The sequence below is a fragment of the Rhizobium sp. SG570 genome, from assembly GCF_012275345.1.
GTDB classification, from domain to species: Bacteria; Pseudomonadota; Alphaproteobacteria; order Rhizobiales; family Rhizobiaceae; genus Rhizobium; species Rhizobium lusitanum.
Genome location: NZ_JAAZQI010000009.1, coordinates 75,860 through 88,762 on the forward strand (window position 1 = coordinate 75,860; position 12,903 = coordinate 88,762).

The 12,903-nt window shown below is 61.0% G+C and carries 13 protein-coding genes; 5 read left to right on the forward strand and 8 right to left on the reverse strand.

Features of this window, described 5'->3' with window-relative positions; translation table 11 throughout:
- The first annotated feature begins 4 nt into the window (after positions 1-4).
- Positions 5-1,945 carry a methyl-accepting chemotaxis protein gene (locus FHT28_RS18845; protein WP_168597033.1) on the forward strand — a complete coding sequence of 647 codons (1,941 nt, stop codon included), beginning with the start codon at positions 5-7 and terminating at the stop codon, positions 1,943-1,945.
- A gap of 326 nt (positions 1,946-2,271) precedes the next feature.
- Positions 2,272-3,309 (forward strand): sensor domain-containing diguanylate cyclase, encoded by a 1,038-nt coding sequence (locus FHT28_RS18850; protein WP_168597034.1) that lies wholly within the window; start codon positions 2,272-2,274, stop codon positions 3,307-3,309.
- A gap of 40 nt (positions 3,310-3,349) precedes the next feature.
- Here the strand turns inward: FHT28_RS18850 and dxs are convergent, their stop codons facing one another.
- The 4 genes from dxs to FHT28_RS18870 form a co-directional block, all read right to left on the reverse strand.
- Positions 3,350-5,266: a 1-deoxy-D-xylulose-5-phosphate synthase gene (dxs, locus tag FHT28_RS18855; RefSeq protein ID WP_168597035.1), complete on the reverse strand. Its 1,917-nt coding sequence runs from the start codon at positions 5,264-5,266 to the stop codon at positions 3,350-3,352.
- Between the two features lie 125 nt (positions 5,267-5,391).
- A complete protein-coding gene (locus FHT28_RS18860) occupies positions 5,392-6,315 on the reverse strand; it encodes a pirin family protein (RefSeq protein ID WP_092572935.1) in 924 nt (307 codons plus the stop codon).
- 71 nt (positions 6,316-6,386) lie between these two features.
- Positions 6,387-6,638, reverse strand: a complete 252-nt coding sequence (locus FHT28_RS18865) for an exodeoxyribonuclease VII small subunit (RefSeq protein WP_034488124.1) — start codon at positions 6,636-6,638, stop codon at positions 6,387-6,389.
- Positions 6,639-6,640: 2 nt separating this feature from the next.
- Positions 6,641-7,582, reverse strand: coding sequence for a histone deacetylase family protein (locus FHT28_RS18870; protein ID WP_168597036.1), 942 nt, complete (start codon positions 7,580-7,582; stop codon positions 6,641-6,643).
- Between the two features lie 168 nt (positions 7,583-7,750).
- On the opposite strand from FHT28_RS18870, the gene FHT28_RS18875 reads away from it, so the two are divergent.
- Complete coding sequence (locus FHT28_RS18875; RefSeq protein ID WP_047560693.1) at positions 7,751-8,152, forward strand: thioesterase family protein; 402 nt, start codon at positions 7,751-7,753, stop codon at positions 8,150-8,152.
- Between the two features lie 39 nt (positions 8,153-8,191).
- Here the strand turns inward: FHT28_RS18875 and FHT28_RS18880 are convergent, their stop codons facing one another.
- Genes FHT28_RS18880 through FHT28_RS18890 form a run of 3 tightly spaced genes read right to left on the reverse strand, consistent with a single transcriptional unit; the run spans position 8,192 to position 10,057 of the window.
- Positions 8,192-8,749, reverse strand: coding sequence for a biotin transporter BioY (locus FHT28_RS18880; RefSeq protein WP_037198577.1), 558 nt, complete (start codon positions 8,747-8,749; stop codon positions 8,192-8,194).
- 28 nt (positions 8,750-8,777) lie between these two features.
- Positions 8,778-9,380, reverse strand: coding sequence for an energy-coupling factor transporter transmembrane protein EcfT (locus tag FHT28_RS18885; protein ID WP_037198578.1), 603 nt, complete (start codon positions 9,378-9,380; stop codon positions 8,778-8,780).
- Positions 9,380-10,057, reverse strand: coding sequence for an ABC transporter ATP-binding protein (locus FHT28_RS18890; RefSeq protein WP_047638924.1), 678 nt, complete (start codon positions 10,055-10,057; stop codon positions 9,380-9,382). Before FHT28_RS18890 ends, FHT28_RS18885 begins: the two co-directional genes overlap by 1 nt.
- Positions 10,058-10,164: 107 nt before the next feature.
- On the opposite strand from FHT28_RS18890, the gene FHT28_RS18895 reads away from it, so the two are divergent.
- Together FHT28_RS18895 and FHT28_RS18900 are read left to right on the forward strand one after the other, a co-directional pair.
- Entirely contained in the window at positions 10,165-11,355 is a 1,191-nt protein-coding gene (locus FHT28_RS18895; RefSeq protein WP_047638923.1) for a winged helix-turn-helix domain-containing protein, read from the forward strand.
- A 130-nt stretch (positions 11,356-11,485) separates the two neighbouring features.
- Positions 11,486-12,052 (forward strand): GNAT family protein, encoded by a 567-nt coding sequence (locus tag FHT28_RS18900; protein WP_168597037.1) that lies wholly within the window; start codon positions 11,486-11,488, stop codon positions 12,050-12,052.
- A 47-nt stretch (positions 12,053-12,099) separates the two neighbouring features.
- Here FHT28_RS18900 and FHT28_RS18905 read toward each other — a convergent pair whose 3' ends face one another.
- Positions 12,100-12,852 (reverse strand): site-2 protease family protein, encoded by a 753-nt coding sequence (locus tag FHT28_RS18905; protein WP_168597038.1) that lies wholly within the window; start codon positions 12,850-12,852, stop codon positions 12,100-12,102.
- Positions 12,853-12,903 lie beyond the last annotated feature (51 nt).

Consider the following 12,903-nt stretch of genomic DNA (forward strand, 5'->3'; position numbering starts at 1 on the left):
GCTTATGTTTGCGAAAAAACTGTCGCTGAATGGCAAGCTTGCCATAACGTTCACGGCGCTGATCGCCATTTTCGCCTGCGTTTCGGCATTCGTGTATTCCAAGGAAGAGATGTCGGCTGGAGCTGCAGCGGAGCAGGCCAGGTCGCAGCAGCTCGTCAATCTCATCGACGACTCCTTGCAGGCAATGCTGGAGCAGGCGGTCAACCTGCGCGGCTTCCTCCTGCTCCACAGCGACAGCACCTATGCCGATGTTTTCGCCAATCGCGACCGGATGTTGAAGAGCATTGCCGCGGCCAAGCAGGTCGCCGCCGACTCTCCGGATCTGCTGCAGGCCATCGACAACATGCAGAAGGCCGCGGATATCTATTTCCATCAGCTTGCAGAGCCGCAGACGAAGGCTCGCAAGGAAACTGACATGCCGCTCGACCAGATCGTCAAGATCGGTCAGAACGAAACCAAGGGCCAACTCGACGGTTTCCGCGAGGCGGCCGCAAAGATCAAGCAGGCAGCCCGCGCCAAGGCCGGCGACCTGGCGGCGACGCAGGATCAGGCCAATGGCGATCTGCGCCTGACGCTCGTCGTGGGCGGCATCCTCGTGGCGCTGATCGCCGCCGTTCTTGCCTGGCTGCTGTCGCGCATCATCGTTCGCCCGATCGTCGGCATGACCGCCGCCATGGGACGTCTGGCCGGCGGCGAGCACGATATCGACGTTCCAGCCGTTGGCCGTGGCGATGAAGTCGGCAGCATGGCCGATGCCGTTCTCGTCTTCAAGCAGGCGGCGATCGAGAAGCTGCGCCTCGCCGGCGAGACCGATCGCATGCGCGATGACGCCGAGCGTCAGCGCCAGGTGAGCGATGATCAGAAGGCGCGCGAAGAAGGTGAAATCCGCTTCGCTATGGAGACGCTCGCAGGTGGGCTCTCGGCTCTCGCCGCCGGCAATGTCGCGGCGCGTCTCGACCGCACCTTTGCGCCGCAGTTCGACAGCGTTCGCGCCGATTTCAACAATGCCGTCGAAAAGCTGGAAGCGGCCTTGCAGTCAGTCGGCACCAATGCCGCCGCCATCAATGCCGGCGCCGACGAAATCCGTTCGGCCGCCGACGATCTTGCCCATCGTACCGAGCAGCAGGCCGCCGCCGTCGAGGAGACTGCCGCAGCCCTGGAAGAGGTCACCACGACGGTCCGCGATTCGGCCAAGCGCGCCGAGGATGTCGGCCATCTCGTCGAGCGTGCACGCCTCGGCGCCGAGAAGTCCGGTGAAGTGGTGCGCAAGGCGGTATCCGCCATGCAGCAGATCGAAAAGTCCTCGGGCGAGATCAGCAACATCATCAGCGTCATCGACGATATCGCCTTCCAGACCAATCTGCTTGCCCTGAACGCCGGTGTCGAAGCCGCCCGCGCCGGTGATGCCGGCAAGGGTTTTGCCGTCGTCGCCCAGGAAGTCCGCGAGCTTGCCCAGCGGTCCGCCAATGCCGCCAAGGAAATCAAGGCGCTGATCACCACGTCGAGCGATCAGGTCAATACCGGCGTGTCCCTGGTCGGCGAGACCGGCAAGGCTCTGGAATTGATCGTTTCGGAAGTTCAGGAAATCAATCGTCACGTCGGCGCGATCGTCACGGCGACCCGCGAGCAGTCGACCGGCCTGCAGGAGATCAACACTGCGGTCAACAACATGGATCAGGGCACGCAGAAGAATGCCGCCATGGTCGAGGAACAGACCGCAGCCAGCCACGCACTCGCCCGCGAAGCCGCGGCACTGAATGAGCTGTTGCGCCAGTTCCGGCTCAGCAATGCGCCGCAGGCAACGTCCGCGCGTCCCGCAGTCGCAACGGCACGCTCGAAGCCTGCTGTATCGCCGGCCCGGGCGCTCGGCCGCACGGTGGCCAAGGCTTTCGGCGGCAAGGCAACCGCGGCTGCGGCAGCTCAGGACGAATGGGAGGAGTTCTGATCTTCCTTCGATGAACGACCCCGCCTGGGTCGTTCATGGCGAATCATCTCCGTAAACAGCATCGGCCCGCCGCTCAGCGACGGGCCGATGCTGTTGAGAGGCCGAGAAAAGACGACGAGGTCTCCAGCTCCGTTCTATTTCGGCGCATCTGTCGCGACAACGGACAACAGCTCTTTTGCGTGGCATGCTGGCCTTGAGCGCCGTCAACGCCATGCCAGCCGCCCTTCTCCTCAGCATTTGTTAAATATTTAAGCGATGAGAGGGTTGCGCTGGGCTTCGAACCACCTTTTTTATAGGCCTCGTGATGATTGCCGAGGGAGATTCGAATGGGACGGCTCGTCCGAGTTCCGACCAATGAAACACAGAGACTTTTAGCGGTACGCTCCCTGAACGCGATTCATAGCAGTCCGACGCCGGAGCTTTCCGTCCTTGCGGAGCTGGCAAGGGGCGTTTTCGGCACACCCTATGCGGCGATCTATATCATCGACGAGGACTGGCAGCGCATTGCGGGGCAGGCGGGCCTCGAGATTGCCGAATGCTCCCGCGATATGTCGATCTGCACGCGCGTGGTCTTTGACGACGAATTGCTTGTTATACCCGATCTGGCTGAAGATACCGAGTTGATGGTCGCGCCCTTTGTCGTGGAGGATCCGCGTTTTCGCTTCTATGCAGGCGCACCGGTCCGATTGGAGAATGGCCAACCCGTAGGTGCCTTCTGCATTCTCGATCAGTCGCCGAGGCGCTTTTCCCCGAGCGAGGAGCAGAGCCTTTTGCGATTTGCGCAGATCGCAAGCGCTCTCCTGTGTCTTCAGAAGACGAATCTGCTAATGGGTATCGCTGAAAACGACTTGCGCACTGCCGCCATGACCGACCCTCTGACCCGCTTCTTCAACCGTTCGGCGTTGGATGCCGTAGTCGACGGAGCATTGAGCGCCGCTGTTGCAGCTGACCGGAATTTCGGCGTCCTCTATCTCGACATGGATGGCTTCAAGTCGATCAACGACCGCTTCGGTCATAATGTCGGCGACGAAGTTTTGTGCGAGGCGGCAGCACGCATCCGCTCGGTCATCCGTACCGATGATATCGTCGTTCGTATGGGAGGCGACGAGTTCGCGATATTCGTGCCGGCCCCGCCCGACAGGAACGCGCTTGTTTCATTGTCCGAACGATTGCTTATGGCATTCCGAGCGCCGTTTACGGTCGATGGCGTATCCATTTTCGCAAGGCTGAGCATCGGCGCTGCACTCGCGCCCAACGATGGCGCGACACGTATGTTGCTGCTCAGGAATGTCGATGCTGCGCTTTATCAGGCAAAGGCAGCCGGCCGCGACCGCGTGGCAGTTTTCAATGCGCTCGATTCTTGATGGCATCAGGCGGCCGTAGACCCGCCTGATCCTATCCGCATTATCCGGCAGCCTCGACGATCCGGCCGTGGCCCAGCGCCCTGAACACCGTCTGCACGATGCCTGCGCGGTCGAGGCCGGCTTTGGCATTCATGACTTCGGGCTTCGCCTGGTCCATCCAGATATCGGGCATGACGAGCGTGCGGATCTTCAGGCCGTTGTCGAGCAAGCCCTCGCTGGCGAGGAACTGCATGACCTGGCTGCCGAAGCCGCCGACCGATCCCTCTTCGATGGTGATCAGCATCTCGTGGTGGGCAGCAAGCTGGCGAATGAGATCGTGGTCGAGCGGCTTGGCGAAGCGGGCGTCTGCGACCGTCGTCGGCAGGCCGGCGGCGTCGAGATCCTCGGCCGCGGCAAGGCTGTCGGCGAGACGCGTGCCGAAGGAGAGCAAGGCGACTTTCGACCCCTGCTTGACCACGCGACCCTTACCGATCTCCAGAATCTGGCCCCGTTCGGGCATTTCGATGCCGACGCCTTCGCCGCGCGGATAGCGGAACGAGATCGGCCCGAGATCGTAGGCGGCCGCCGTCCGCACCATATGCTTCAGTTCCGCCTCGTCGGCGGCAGCCATGACGACGAAGCCGGGCAGGGTCGCCAGAAAGGTCGTGTCGAAGGACCCGGCATGCGTCGGCCCGTCGGCGCCGACGAAACCGGCGCGATCGATCGGGAAGCGCACCGGCAGACCCTGGATCGCCACGTCATGTACCACCTGGTCATAGGCGCGCTGCAGGAAGGTGGAATAGAGCGCGGCAAAGGGCTTGTAGCCCTCGGCGGCAAGGCCGGCAGCAAAGGTCACGGCATGCTGCTCGGCGATGCCGACGTCGAAACAGCGCTTGGGATAGAATTCCTGGAGCTTGTCGAGGCCGGTACCATTAGGCATGGCGGCGGTAATGCCGACGATCTTGTCGTCGAACATCGCCTCCTGCACGAGGGCATCGGCAAAAACGCTGGTGTAGCTCGGCGCATTCGGTTTCACCTTGGCCTGCGCGCCTGTGATGACGTCGAACTTGTTGACGCCATGATATTTGTCGGCGGCCGCCTCGGCCGGGGGATAGCCCTTGCCCTTTTGCGTCACGACATGGATCAGCACCGGACCTTGCGCATTGTCGCGGACGTTGCGCAGCACCGGCAGCAGATGCTCGAAGGAATGGCCGTCGATCGGTCCGATATGATAGAAGCCCATCTCCTCGAACATCGTTCCACCGGTCACATAGCCCCGTGCGTGCTCGACGGCGCGTGTTATGGCGCGATCGACCTTCTTGCCGAGATAGGCCGTCAGTTTCTTGCCGAAATCGCGGAAGCCCATATACGTGCGGCCGGAGGCGAGGCGGGCGAGATAGGCGCTCATCGCGCCCGTCGGCGGCGCGATCGACATATCGTTGTCGTTGAGGATGACGATCAGCCGCGCGTCGAGCGCGCCGGCATTGTTCAAGGCTTCATAGGCCATGCCGGCCGACATCGCGCCGTCGCCGATGACGGCGATGACCCGGCGGTCGGTCCCATCAAGCTCGGCGGCGACTGCCATGCCGAGGCCGGCGGAAATGGATGTGGAGGAATGCGCGGCGCCGAAGGGGTCGTATTCGCTTTCGGCGCGGCGCGTGAAGCCCGAAATGCCGCCTTCCTGGCGCAGCGTGCGGATGCGGTCGCGCCGTCCGGTCAGAATCTTGTGCGGATAACACTGATGCCCGACATCGAAGATGAGGCGATCGTTCGGCGTATCGAAAACGCTGTGGATGGCAATGGTGAGTTCGACGACGCCAAGACCGGCGCCGAGATGTCCGCCCGTGCGCGATACCGCATCGATCATTTCGTCACGGACTTCGCGGGCGAGTTGCGGCAAGTCCCGGTCCTCCAGCTTTCGCAGGTCGGAAGGATAATGGACCCGGTCCAGCAGCGGCGTCTCTGGCATTTGTGTCAAGGCAGAAGCCTCTTTCTTGCTATTCTTGGGCGGTTGCCCGCCTTTACGTCAAAACAGATTGCGACAAAAGACGCCGAATTCAAGGAGTGCCCGAACAAGAAACATTTGGCACTGTTATGAACCCGTCAGCCCTCCGGCAAGGGAATAAACTCTTCCTCGTCGCCCGGCACGATATCGAAACGGCCCGTGCGCCATTCTTCCTTGGCTTTTTCGATGCGTTCCTTGGAAGAGGATACGAAGTTCCACCAGATATAGCGCTTCGAATTGAGCGCCGCACCTCCAAAAAGCATGAGATGACAGCCTTTTTCCGCAGCTTCCAGGGTGATGGCATCGCCGGGGCGGAAAACGAGGAGCTGATCCTGCGCGAAGTGATCGCCGGCGACGATGAGCGAGCCGGAGAGGATATAGACCGCGCGCTCCTCATGGGCTGCACCAAAAGGAAACGTCGTGTTCGGCTGAAGCTGCAGATCGACATACAGCGTGTCGGAGAAGGATTTCACCGGTGATTTCAGGCCTTCGAAATCTCCGATCACCACGCGCCCGGTTACGCCTCCATCGGCGATGACAGGCAGCTCGTCTTTCTCTGTATGGGCAAAGGAAGGATCGATCTCCTCCTTGTCGTCGGGGAGCGCCAGCCATGTCTGCAGGCCCGACATCGCAAAAGGATGATCGCGCAGATTTTCCGGGGTGCGTTCGGAGTGCACGATCCCGCGTCCGGCCGTCATCAGGTTGACGTCGCCGGGGCGGATCACCTTGGCCGTGCCGAGGCTGTCGAGATGGCGGATCTCGCCGTCGAACAGATAGGTGACAGTGGAAAGGCCGATATGCGGATGCGGGCGCACATCAACCGCTTGGCCCGGCCGAAAAATTGCAGGCCCCATGCGGTCGAAGAAGATGAACGGCCCCACCAACCGTCGGCGGCTGCTTGGAAGAGCTCGCCGCACGGAGAAACCGCCAAGGTCGCTGGTGCGCGGAATGATGAGATTCTCGATCGCATCGCAGGCGAAGGCGTCACCGGCTTGCGGATCGTTTCCTGGGAAGAAAGACATGGCGGTTCTCCTTTCGGTTGAGGCTCAACCTACCGGGAATGTCAGGGAAACTCAAACTTTCCTGTCTTATCTCACGCGCCGTCCAGCGGCTCCGTGCCCTGCGGCTTGCCGGCGCGGTCGAGCCGGATCTTCTCGATGCGGTTCTCGGCGGCCGACAGCAGCGCCTCGCAATGCTTCTTCAGTGCCTCGCCGCGCTCGTAGATGGTGATGGATTCATCCAGTGCCACGTCGCCGCGTTCCAGCCGCGCAACGATGCTTTCAAGCTCCGCCACGGCCTTCTCGAAGGAATAGCCTGATACATCTACCTTGGCGCTTTCGCTCATCGTCAACCCTTCATCATGCGCAGAATATGCAGACCCGCCGATTCGGCCAGCCCTTCCAGATCATAGCCGCCTTCGAGCAGGCTGACGACCCGGTTGTTGGCGCTGCGATCGGCGACCTCCAGGATCCGCCCCGTCGCCCAGTCGAAATCCTCGCCGGTGAGGTTCAATTGTGCCAATGGATCGCGGTGGTGGGCATCGAAGCCGGCCGAGATGATGATGATGTCCGGGCGGAAATCATCGAGCGCCGGCAGGATGCGCGACTTGAAGGCCTCTCGGAAATGATCGCCGCCGGTATTGGGCGAAAGCGGCGCATTGACGATGGTATTGTGCGGGCCGCGCTCGTCCTTCTTGCCGGTGCCCGGATAGAGCGGCATCTGGTGGGTCGAACAGAAAAGCACGGATGGATCGTCCCAGAAGATGTCCTGAGTGCCGTTGCCGTGGTGCACGTCCCAATCGACGATGGCGACGCGCTCGGCGCCATGAGCCTTTTGCGCATGGCGGGCGGCGATCGCCGCATTGTTGAAGAAGCAGAAGCCCATGGCCTTGGTCTTCTCCGCATGGTGGCCGGGCGGGCGGGCTGCGACGAAGACATTGTCGGCAGCGCCGGAAAATACGTCATCGACCGCGGCCATGGCGCCGCCGACGCCGTGCATGATCGCCTGCAGCGTCTTCGGGCTGGCATAGGTATCCGCCTCGATCTGGTTGATCTCGCCATCGTTGCCTTTGTCCGGCATCGAGCGCAGGACGAAGTCCAGATGCTCTTCGGGATGGGCAAGCAGGACCGCGTCTTCATTGGCCGCAGGGGCCTTTCGCCGGTCGAGCCGCTCGAAATTCGGATGCTCCAGCGCGATGTTCAGCGAGCGCAGCCGGTCCGGCCGTTCCGGGTGGCCAGGCGGTACAATATGCTCAAGAAAAATCGGGTGTTCGTAAAGACGTGTGCTCATGGGGCCAATCTATAAATGAGGTGTGACGCCTATTACAGGACATGGACAATGTCACTACAATGTCAACAATCCATCTTAACCACTTTGGAGCGGCGCCCGTTTACTTATTAAGGCGCGATGTTAAGCTTTCATTAAGGTGCGTATGGCGTTGGGCAGGGTTTTCACGTGATGACGAGTGTAGAGCGATCCGATGTCATCGAGTTGAGAGTGCCACCGCGCGATGTCGACCGGCACGGTCATATGTTCATCGCCTCCTATATCTCACAGGCGGAGACGGCGCTCTCGAATTTCTGGCGCACGCGGCCGCTGGTCGACGACGAACCGGCCTATGTCGCCACCAAGGCATCCTGTTCCCTGCACAGGGCCTTGCATTACGACGACCTTGCCCGCTTCTCGATCAGCGTCAACAAGATCGGCGGCAAGTCCATCGGCTTCGTCGTCATGGTCGAGACCGGCAATGAACTGGCGGCCGAGGTCGAGATTCTGTGGCTTGCCGTGCGTGGCGATGAGCACGACCCTGCGCCGCTGCCCGAGGACACCCGCGACTGGCTCTACAAATATCTGACGTGATGCGTTCACCGATTGCGTTTTTTCCGCCCTGAGCCGAGTTCAGCTCCGCTGCGGCAGAAGCGGATAGCCGGCCATGACGGCGCGACCGACGAGGGCAGCGACGACTGCCTTGATGAGATCACCCGGCACAAAGCCCAGGGAGCCGAAGAACGCTTTGGTGAAGCCGATGTTGATGGCCAGCCAGGCAATGCCGAAGGCATAGAGCACCACGACGCCGCCGATGACGGCGGCGATGAAGAAGCCGATGCCCTGGTTGAGGCTGGTCTGCTCCGGCTTCACCAGCCGCTCCGAGAGATAGCCGGTAACGAAGGCGGCGAATATCCAGCCGATGAAGAAACCGGCCGTCGGGCCCGCGAAGACGGCAAGACCGCCGCGGCCGCCCGATAGCACCGGCATGCCGATTATCACCAGCAGGACGACGATCAGCACCGCGATCGTACCGCGCCTGGCGCCGAGCACCACGCCCGCCAGCATCACGCCAAGCGACTGCGCGGTGATCGGCACGGGAATGATGCCGATCGGGATCGGCGGCAACAGGCCGAGCGCCACGATGATGGCGGCAAAGAGTGCGGAGAGGACAAGATCGCGGGTATTCATGGCGGCTCCATCCGAAAAAGATCTATGTTCAATGCCGCCGAATGCCGCGCGCGTCAATCGCAGCCGCGATATTGTCAGCGTCGCGCAGCGTGAGGATGATCAGCGGCACAAGCGTCGTTGCCAAGCGTATTTTGATTCCCCGCGCTTCGTGCGCTTCGCGGATGGCGCGATAGCGGTCGAGAATCTCAGGCACGAAACGCAGGACGAGGCCGACCGCGAGCCCGATATCGGCCGCCCTGAGCAAACCCATCTTCTCAAGCGGCGTCGCAAGAACGGTGATTTCATCGATGAAGGCGGCCATCGATGTTGTCGCCGTTACAGCGGCTGCAAACAGCGCAAGCGCGGTCAGCCGCAGCGCCACCACGACGACAAGGTGAAACGGACTGAAGAGCAGGTTCAAGAGTGAAAGCACGGCAATGGAGATGAGGATCGGACGGAGCCGCCTCAATGCCTCGCCGACCGAGAGGCCGCTGCGAAAATAGAGGCCGGCACCGATGAGGTTTGCGAGCTCGAGCAGCGCGGTGGAATCCGCCAGGAACAATAGAATGCCGAGCGCGGCAAGCGTTACGAGTTTCACGCGCGGTGTCAGCCGATGCATCCATGTATCCGCGTCCACGTGCAGCGTTTGCATCAGCTCGCCATCTCCTTGTAGTGGGCGATGGCTTCCGCCGCCGGTGCGTCGACAACGAGGCGGCCCTGATCGAACAGCAGCACCCGGTCGAAATCCTCGACCAGCGGCAGGTCGTGGCTGATGATGATGACGTTTTCCGGCAACGCTGCGATCGTCCTCTGCACCAGCGCCCTGTTCTTCAAGTCGAGCTGGTTGGTGGGTTCGTCGAGAATGAGGATATCGGGGCCGGTGACCAGCACCGAGCAAAGAGCTGCCATCTGCAGCTCGCCGCCCGAAAGTTCATGGGCGCGCCGCGCGCCGAGATGGCTGACGCCGAACCGCTCGAGAATGCCGTCCACCGCCGCCTCGATCTGCACCTTGTCCAAGCCGCGAGCCTTGAGCCCGAAGGCGATGTCGTCGCGCACGATGGGCAGGATGATCTGGTTCTGCGGCGACTGAAAGATATAGCCGACTTTTCCGAGCACGGAGGCGGCATCGCTGGCCGTATCGAGCCCGTCGACGACGACGCGGCCGGTGGTCGGCTTGGCGAGCCCGTTGATCAGCCGCGCAAAGGTCGTCTTGCCGGAACCGTTGAGGCCGATGATCCCGACGCGCTTCTCCTGAAGCGTCAGGTTCAGCGGGTAGAGCGCGGTCCGTGTGCCGAAGTTGACGCCGGCATTGTCGAAGCGGATGTCCAAGCGGCTTGCCTGTCCCATGGTGATGTCGCGGTCCTATAGCGCATTACGGCGATTTATCAAATCAGGGGCTGTTTGAAAGCATGGGAATTTATGCCTATGATCGCTCCATGACGAATCTGCTTTCGAATCGCGACGCCCGCCGCGTCTTCCTTGCCAAGCAGGGGCTTGCCAATCCGCCGAACCGCGCCTTGACCAAGGCGGGGTTGCTGCAGCTCATCCACGATATCGGCTTCGTGCAGGTGGACAGTATTGGTACCGTCGAGCGGGCGCATCACCAGATCCTGTTCTCGCGCAATCAGACCTATCGACGCGAACATCTGACCGAGCTGCTGGAAAAGGACGGTGCGCTGTTCGAACACTGGACGCACGATGCCTCGATCCTGCCGAGCGCTTTCTTCGTTTATTGGAAGCACCGGTTCCGCCGCGAGGAGTTGGCGCTCGTCGAGCGGTGGCGCAAATGGCGCGGCGAGGGTTTCGAGTCTGCTTTTGAAGAGACCTACGAGCGTGTGCTGAAGAACGGCGCCATCATGGCGCGTGAGATCAAGGCGGAGGGCCATGTCTCGGGCGGCTGGTGGAATTGGCATCCGAACAAGACCGCGCTCGAATATTTCTGGCGTACCGGCAAATTCGCGATCGCCGGCCGCACGAATTTCCAGAAGGTCTACGATCTGGTCGAGCGCGTCTTGCCGGATCACGTCCATACACCGGAGGTCGATCATGAGGAATTCGTCGAATGGGCTTGCCGCAGCGCTTTGCAGCGCCTGGGCTTTGCCACCTCAGGCGAAATCGCTGCCTTCTGGGATCTGGTGACGCCGCAGGAAGCTAAGACATGGGTGGAGACGCATCGCGACGAACTGACGGAAATGCTGATCGAACCGGCCATTGGCGGGAAGCCACGCCCCTCCTTCGCGTTCACCGACTTCCATGCCATGCTCGACAGTTATCCGGAAGCGCCGGCGCGTATCCGCGTGCTCAGTCCCTTCGACCCGGTGCTGCGCGACCGCAACCGCACCGAACGCCTCTTCGGTTTCTTCTACCGCATCGAGATTTTCGTACCGGAGCCCAAGCGCGAATATGGCTACTATGTTTTCCCTCTGCTGGAGGGCGACCGGCTCATCGGCCGCATCGACATGAAGGCCGACCGCAAGGTGGGTACATTGGACGTCAAGCGCTTGTGGCTGGAACCGGGCGTCAAACCCTCTGCTGGCCGGCTTGAGAGGTTGGAAGCGGAGCTGGAGCGTGTCGCCCGTTTCACCGGCGTCGAGAAGGTCGTTTTTCTCGAGGGCTGGCGGGGCTAACCACCTCCCCCTTGAGGGGGGAGGTCGCGCGGAACGCGCTGGTTGGGCTGACAGTTGGTTAGCTCTGGCAGCGGGCGCAAATAACTCCACCTAACCCTCCCCCCAGGGGGAGGGTTAGGTGGAGGGGCCTATGAAAAGGGAGGGATACTTGGCACCAATTCTTGAGGGCCGCAATATCAGGCTCCGCCCGCCATGTGCTGATGATGCAGATGTGCGTGTTGCTCTCGGCAATCATGCCGAGATAGCGGGGATGTACGGCGTGAACAGCGGCGACGTGAAGCCGATTACCCAGGAAGGCGCGACCGCGTGGCTGCAATGGCTTATCGATCATCCCCATGCGTGGATCATCGAAATCAATGGCGTCTTCGCCGGTGAAATCAGATTGGACAACGTCAATCGCCAAGACAGGCGCGCGACGATGGCGATCGGTATCAACAATCCAGCCTTGCTAGGCAAAGGCTTCGGCACCGAAGCGATCACCGTTCTGCTGCGCCATGCTTTTGGTGAAATGGGGCTGCATCGTATCGGAATACGCGTGCTCGCCTACAACAAACGCGCCATCCGCGCCTATGAAAAGTGCGGCTTTATTGTCGAAGGACGGGAGCGGGAGACGGCCTATGTCAACGGCAGTTGGCACGATGACATCATGATGGGCCTGCTCGATCGAGATTTCTCGTCGCTGCGGCCGCGAGACTGATTTTATCCGTCAGAACTGCGTGCCGCGTGCGGTTGGTCGGCTTTTGCTCACGTTGCTGGTCGATGTTGGCGCGACGCTCGTAGTGCCTGCAAATTCGGTTTGAGATAAGGCGGTGACCAGATCACAAGCCCCGTCAAAATGCCGATTATGAAAATGATCTTTGCAGCGATGGCGAAAGCTGTCCCAAGCAATCCTGTCCAAAACAATGCGCGGTAAGAGCCGTAACGCGCTTCGAGTGCCTCATACAGCAGATTCCCACCGTCAAGCGGAAATGCCGGCAAAAGATTCACGCCACACCAAACAAGATTTAACACGCCAAGCCAAAGCAACGCTGTGAAAAGCGGTGGAACGGCAGTGGGTGGGGGCCGAAACCAAGGTGCCTCTGGACTTGGCGCAACAGGACTGAGGGAATTCTGGATAGCGGTATGATAGGCCAACAAAAGCACGAGCCCGAGCACGAGATTGATAATGGGCCCCGCGATCGTAATCAAACGCCGCTCAATATGGGTGCTCCCCTCGGTTTCCAAAATAGCTTGACCACCGCCTGCATGCAGGCGGATTAGCGTTGGGGTAAAACCGAGATACCGCGCCGTAAGAGAATGGCCGAGCTCATGAGCCAGGATCGAAAGGATGATGCCTACGGCCACGAGGCCTGCGGCGATGAATCCCGTTGCGCTAAACCTGCTCCACAGGGGAAAAGTGATGAAGAACGCAACGATCATGATGCCACCGTGCAACCAGATCGGCGGCAACCCGGCAATCGTTAGCTCCAACCCTTCATCGCAATAGGTCAGCTTCAACGGCTATAGACCTCGTACAGGCTTCGCCAGGAACGATCGCGCTGTCTCGCC

What these genes read in the sequence shown, in the direction of transcription:
- FHT28_RS18845 (WP_168597033.1), top strand. Translation starts at nt 5, where the DNA reads ATGTTTGCGAAAAAACTGTCGCTGAATGGCAAGCTTGCCATAACGTTC.
- FHT28_RS18850 (WP_168597034.1), top strand. Translation starts at nt 2,272, where the DNA reads ATGGGACGGCTCGTCCGAGTTCCGACCAATGAAACACAGAGACTTTTA.
- FHT28_RS18860 (WP_092572935.1), bottom strand. Translation starts at nt 6,315, where the DNA reads ATGTCTTTCTTCCCAGGAAACGATCCGCAAGCCGGTGACGCCTTCGCC.
- FHT28_RS18865 (WP_034488124.1), bottom strand. Translation starts at nt 6,638, where the DNA reads ATGAGCGAAAGCGCCAAGGTAGATGTATCAGGCTATTCCTTCGAGAAG.
- FHT28_RS18870 (WP_168597036.1), bottom strand. Translation starts at nt 7,582, where the DNA reads ATGAGCACACGTCTTTACGAACACCCGATTTTTCTTGAGCATATTGTA.
- FHT28_RS18875 (WP_047560693.1), top strand. Translation starts at nt 7,751, where the DNA reads ATGACGAGTGTAGAGCGATCCGATGTCATCGAGTTGAGAGTGCCACCG.
- FHT28_RS18880 (WP_037198577.1), bottom strand. Translation starts at nt 8,749, where the DNA reads ATGAATACCCGCGATCTTGTCCTCTCCGCACTCTTTGCCGCCATCATC.
- FHT28_RS18885 (WP_037198578.1), bottom strand. Translation starts at nt 9,380, where the DNA reads ATGCAAACGCTGCACGTGGACGCGGATACATGGATGCATCGGCTGACA.
- FHT28_RS18895 (WP_047638923.1), top strand. Translation starts at nt 10,165, where the DNA reads ATGACGAATCTGCTTTCGAATCGCGACGCCCGCCGCGTCTTCCTTGCC.
- FHT28_RS18900 (WP_168597037.1), top strand. Translation starts at nt 11,486, where the DNA reads ATGAAAAGGGAGGGATACTTGGCACCAATTCTTGAGGGCCGCAATATC.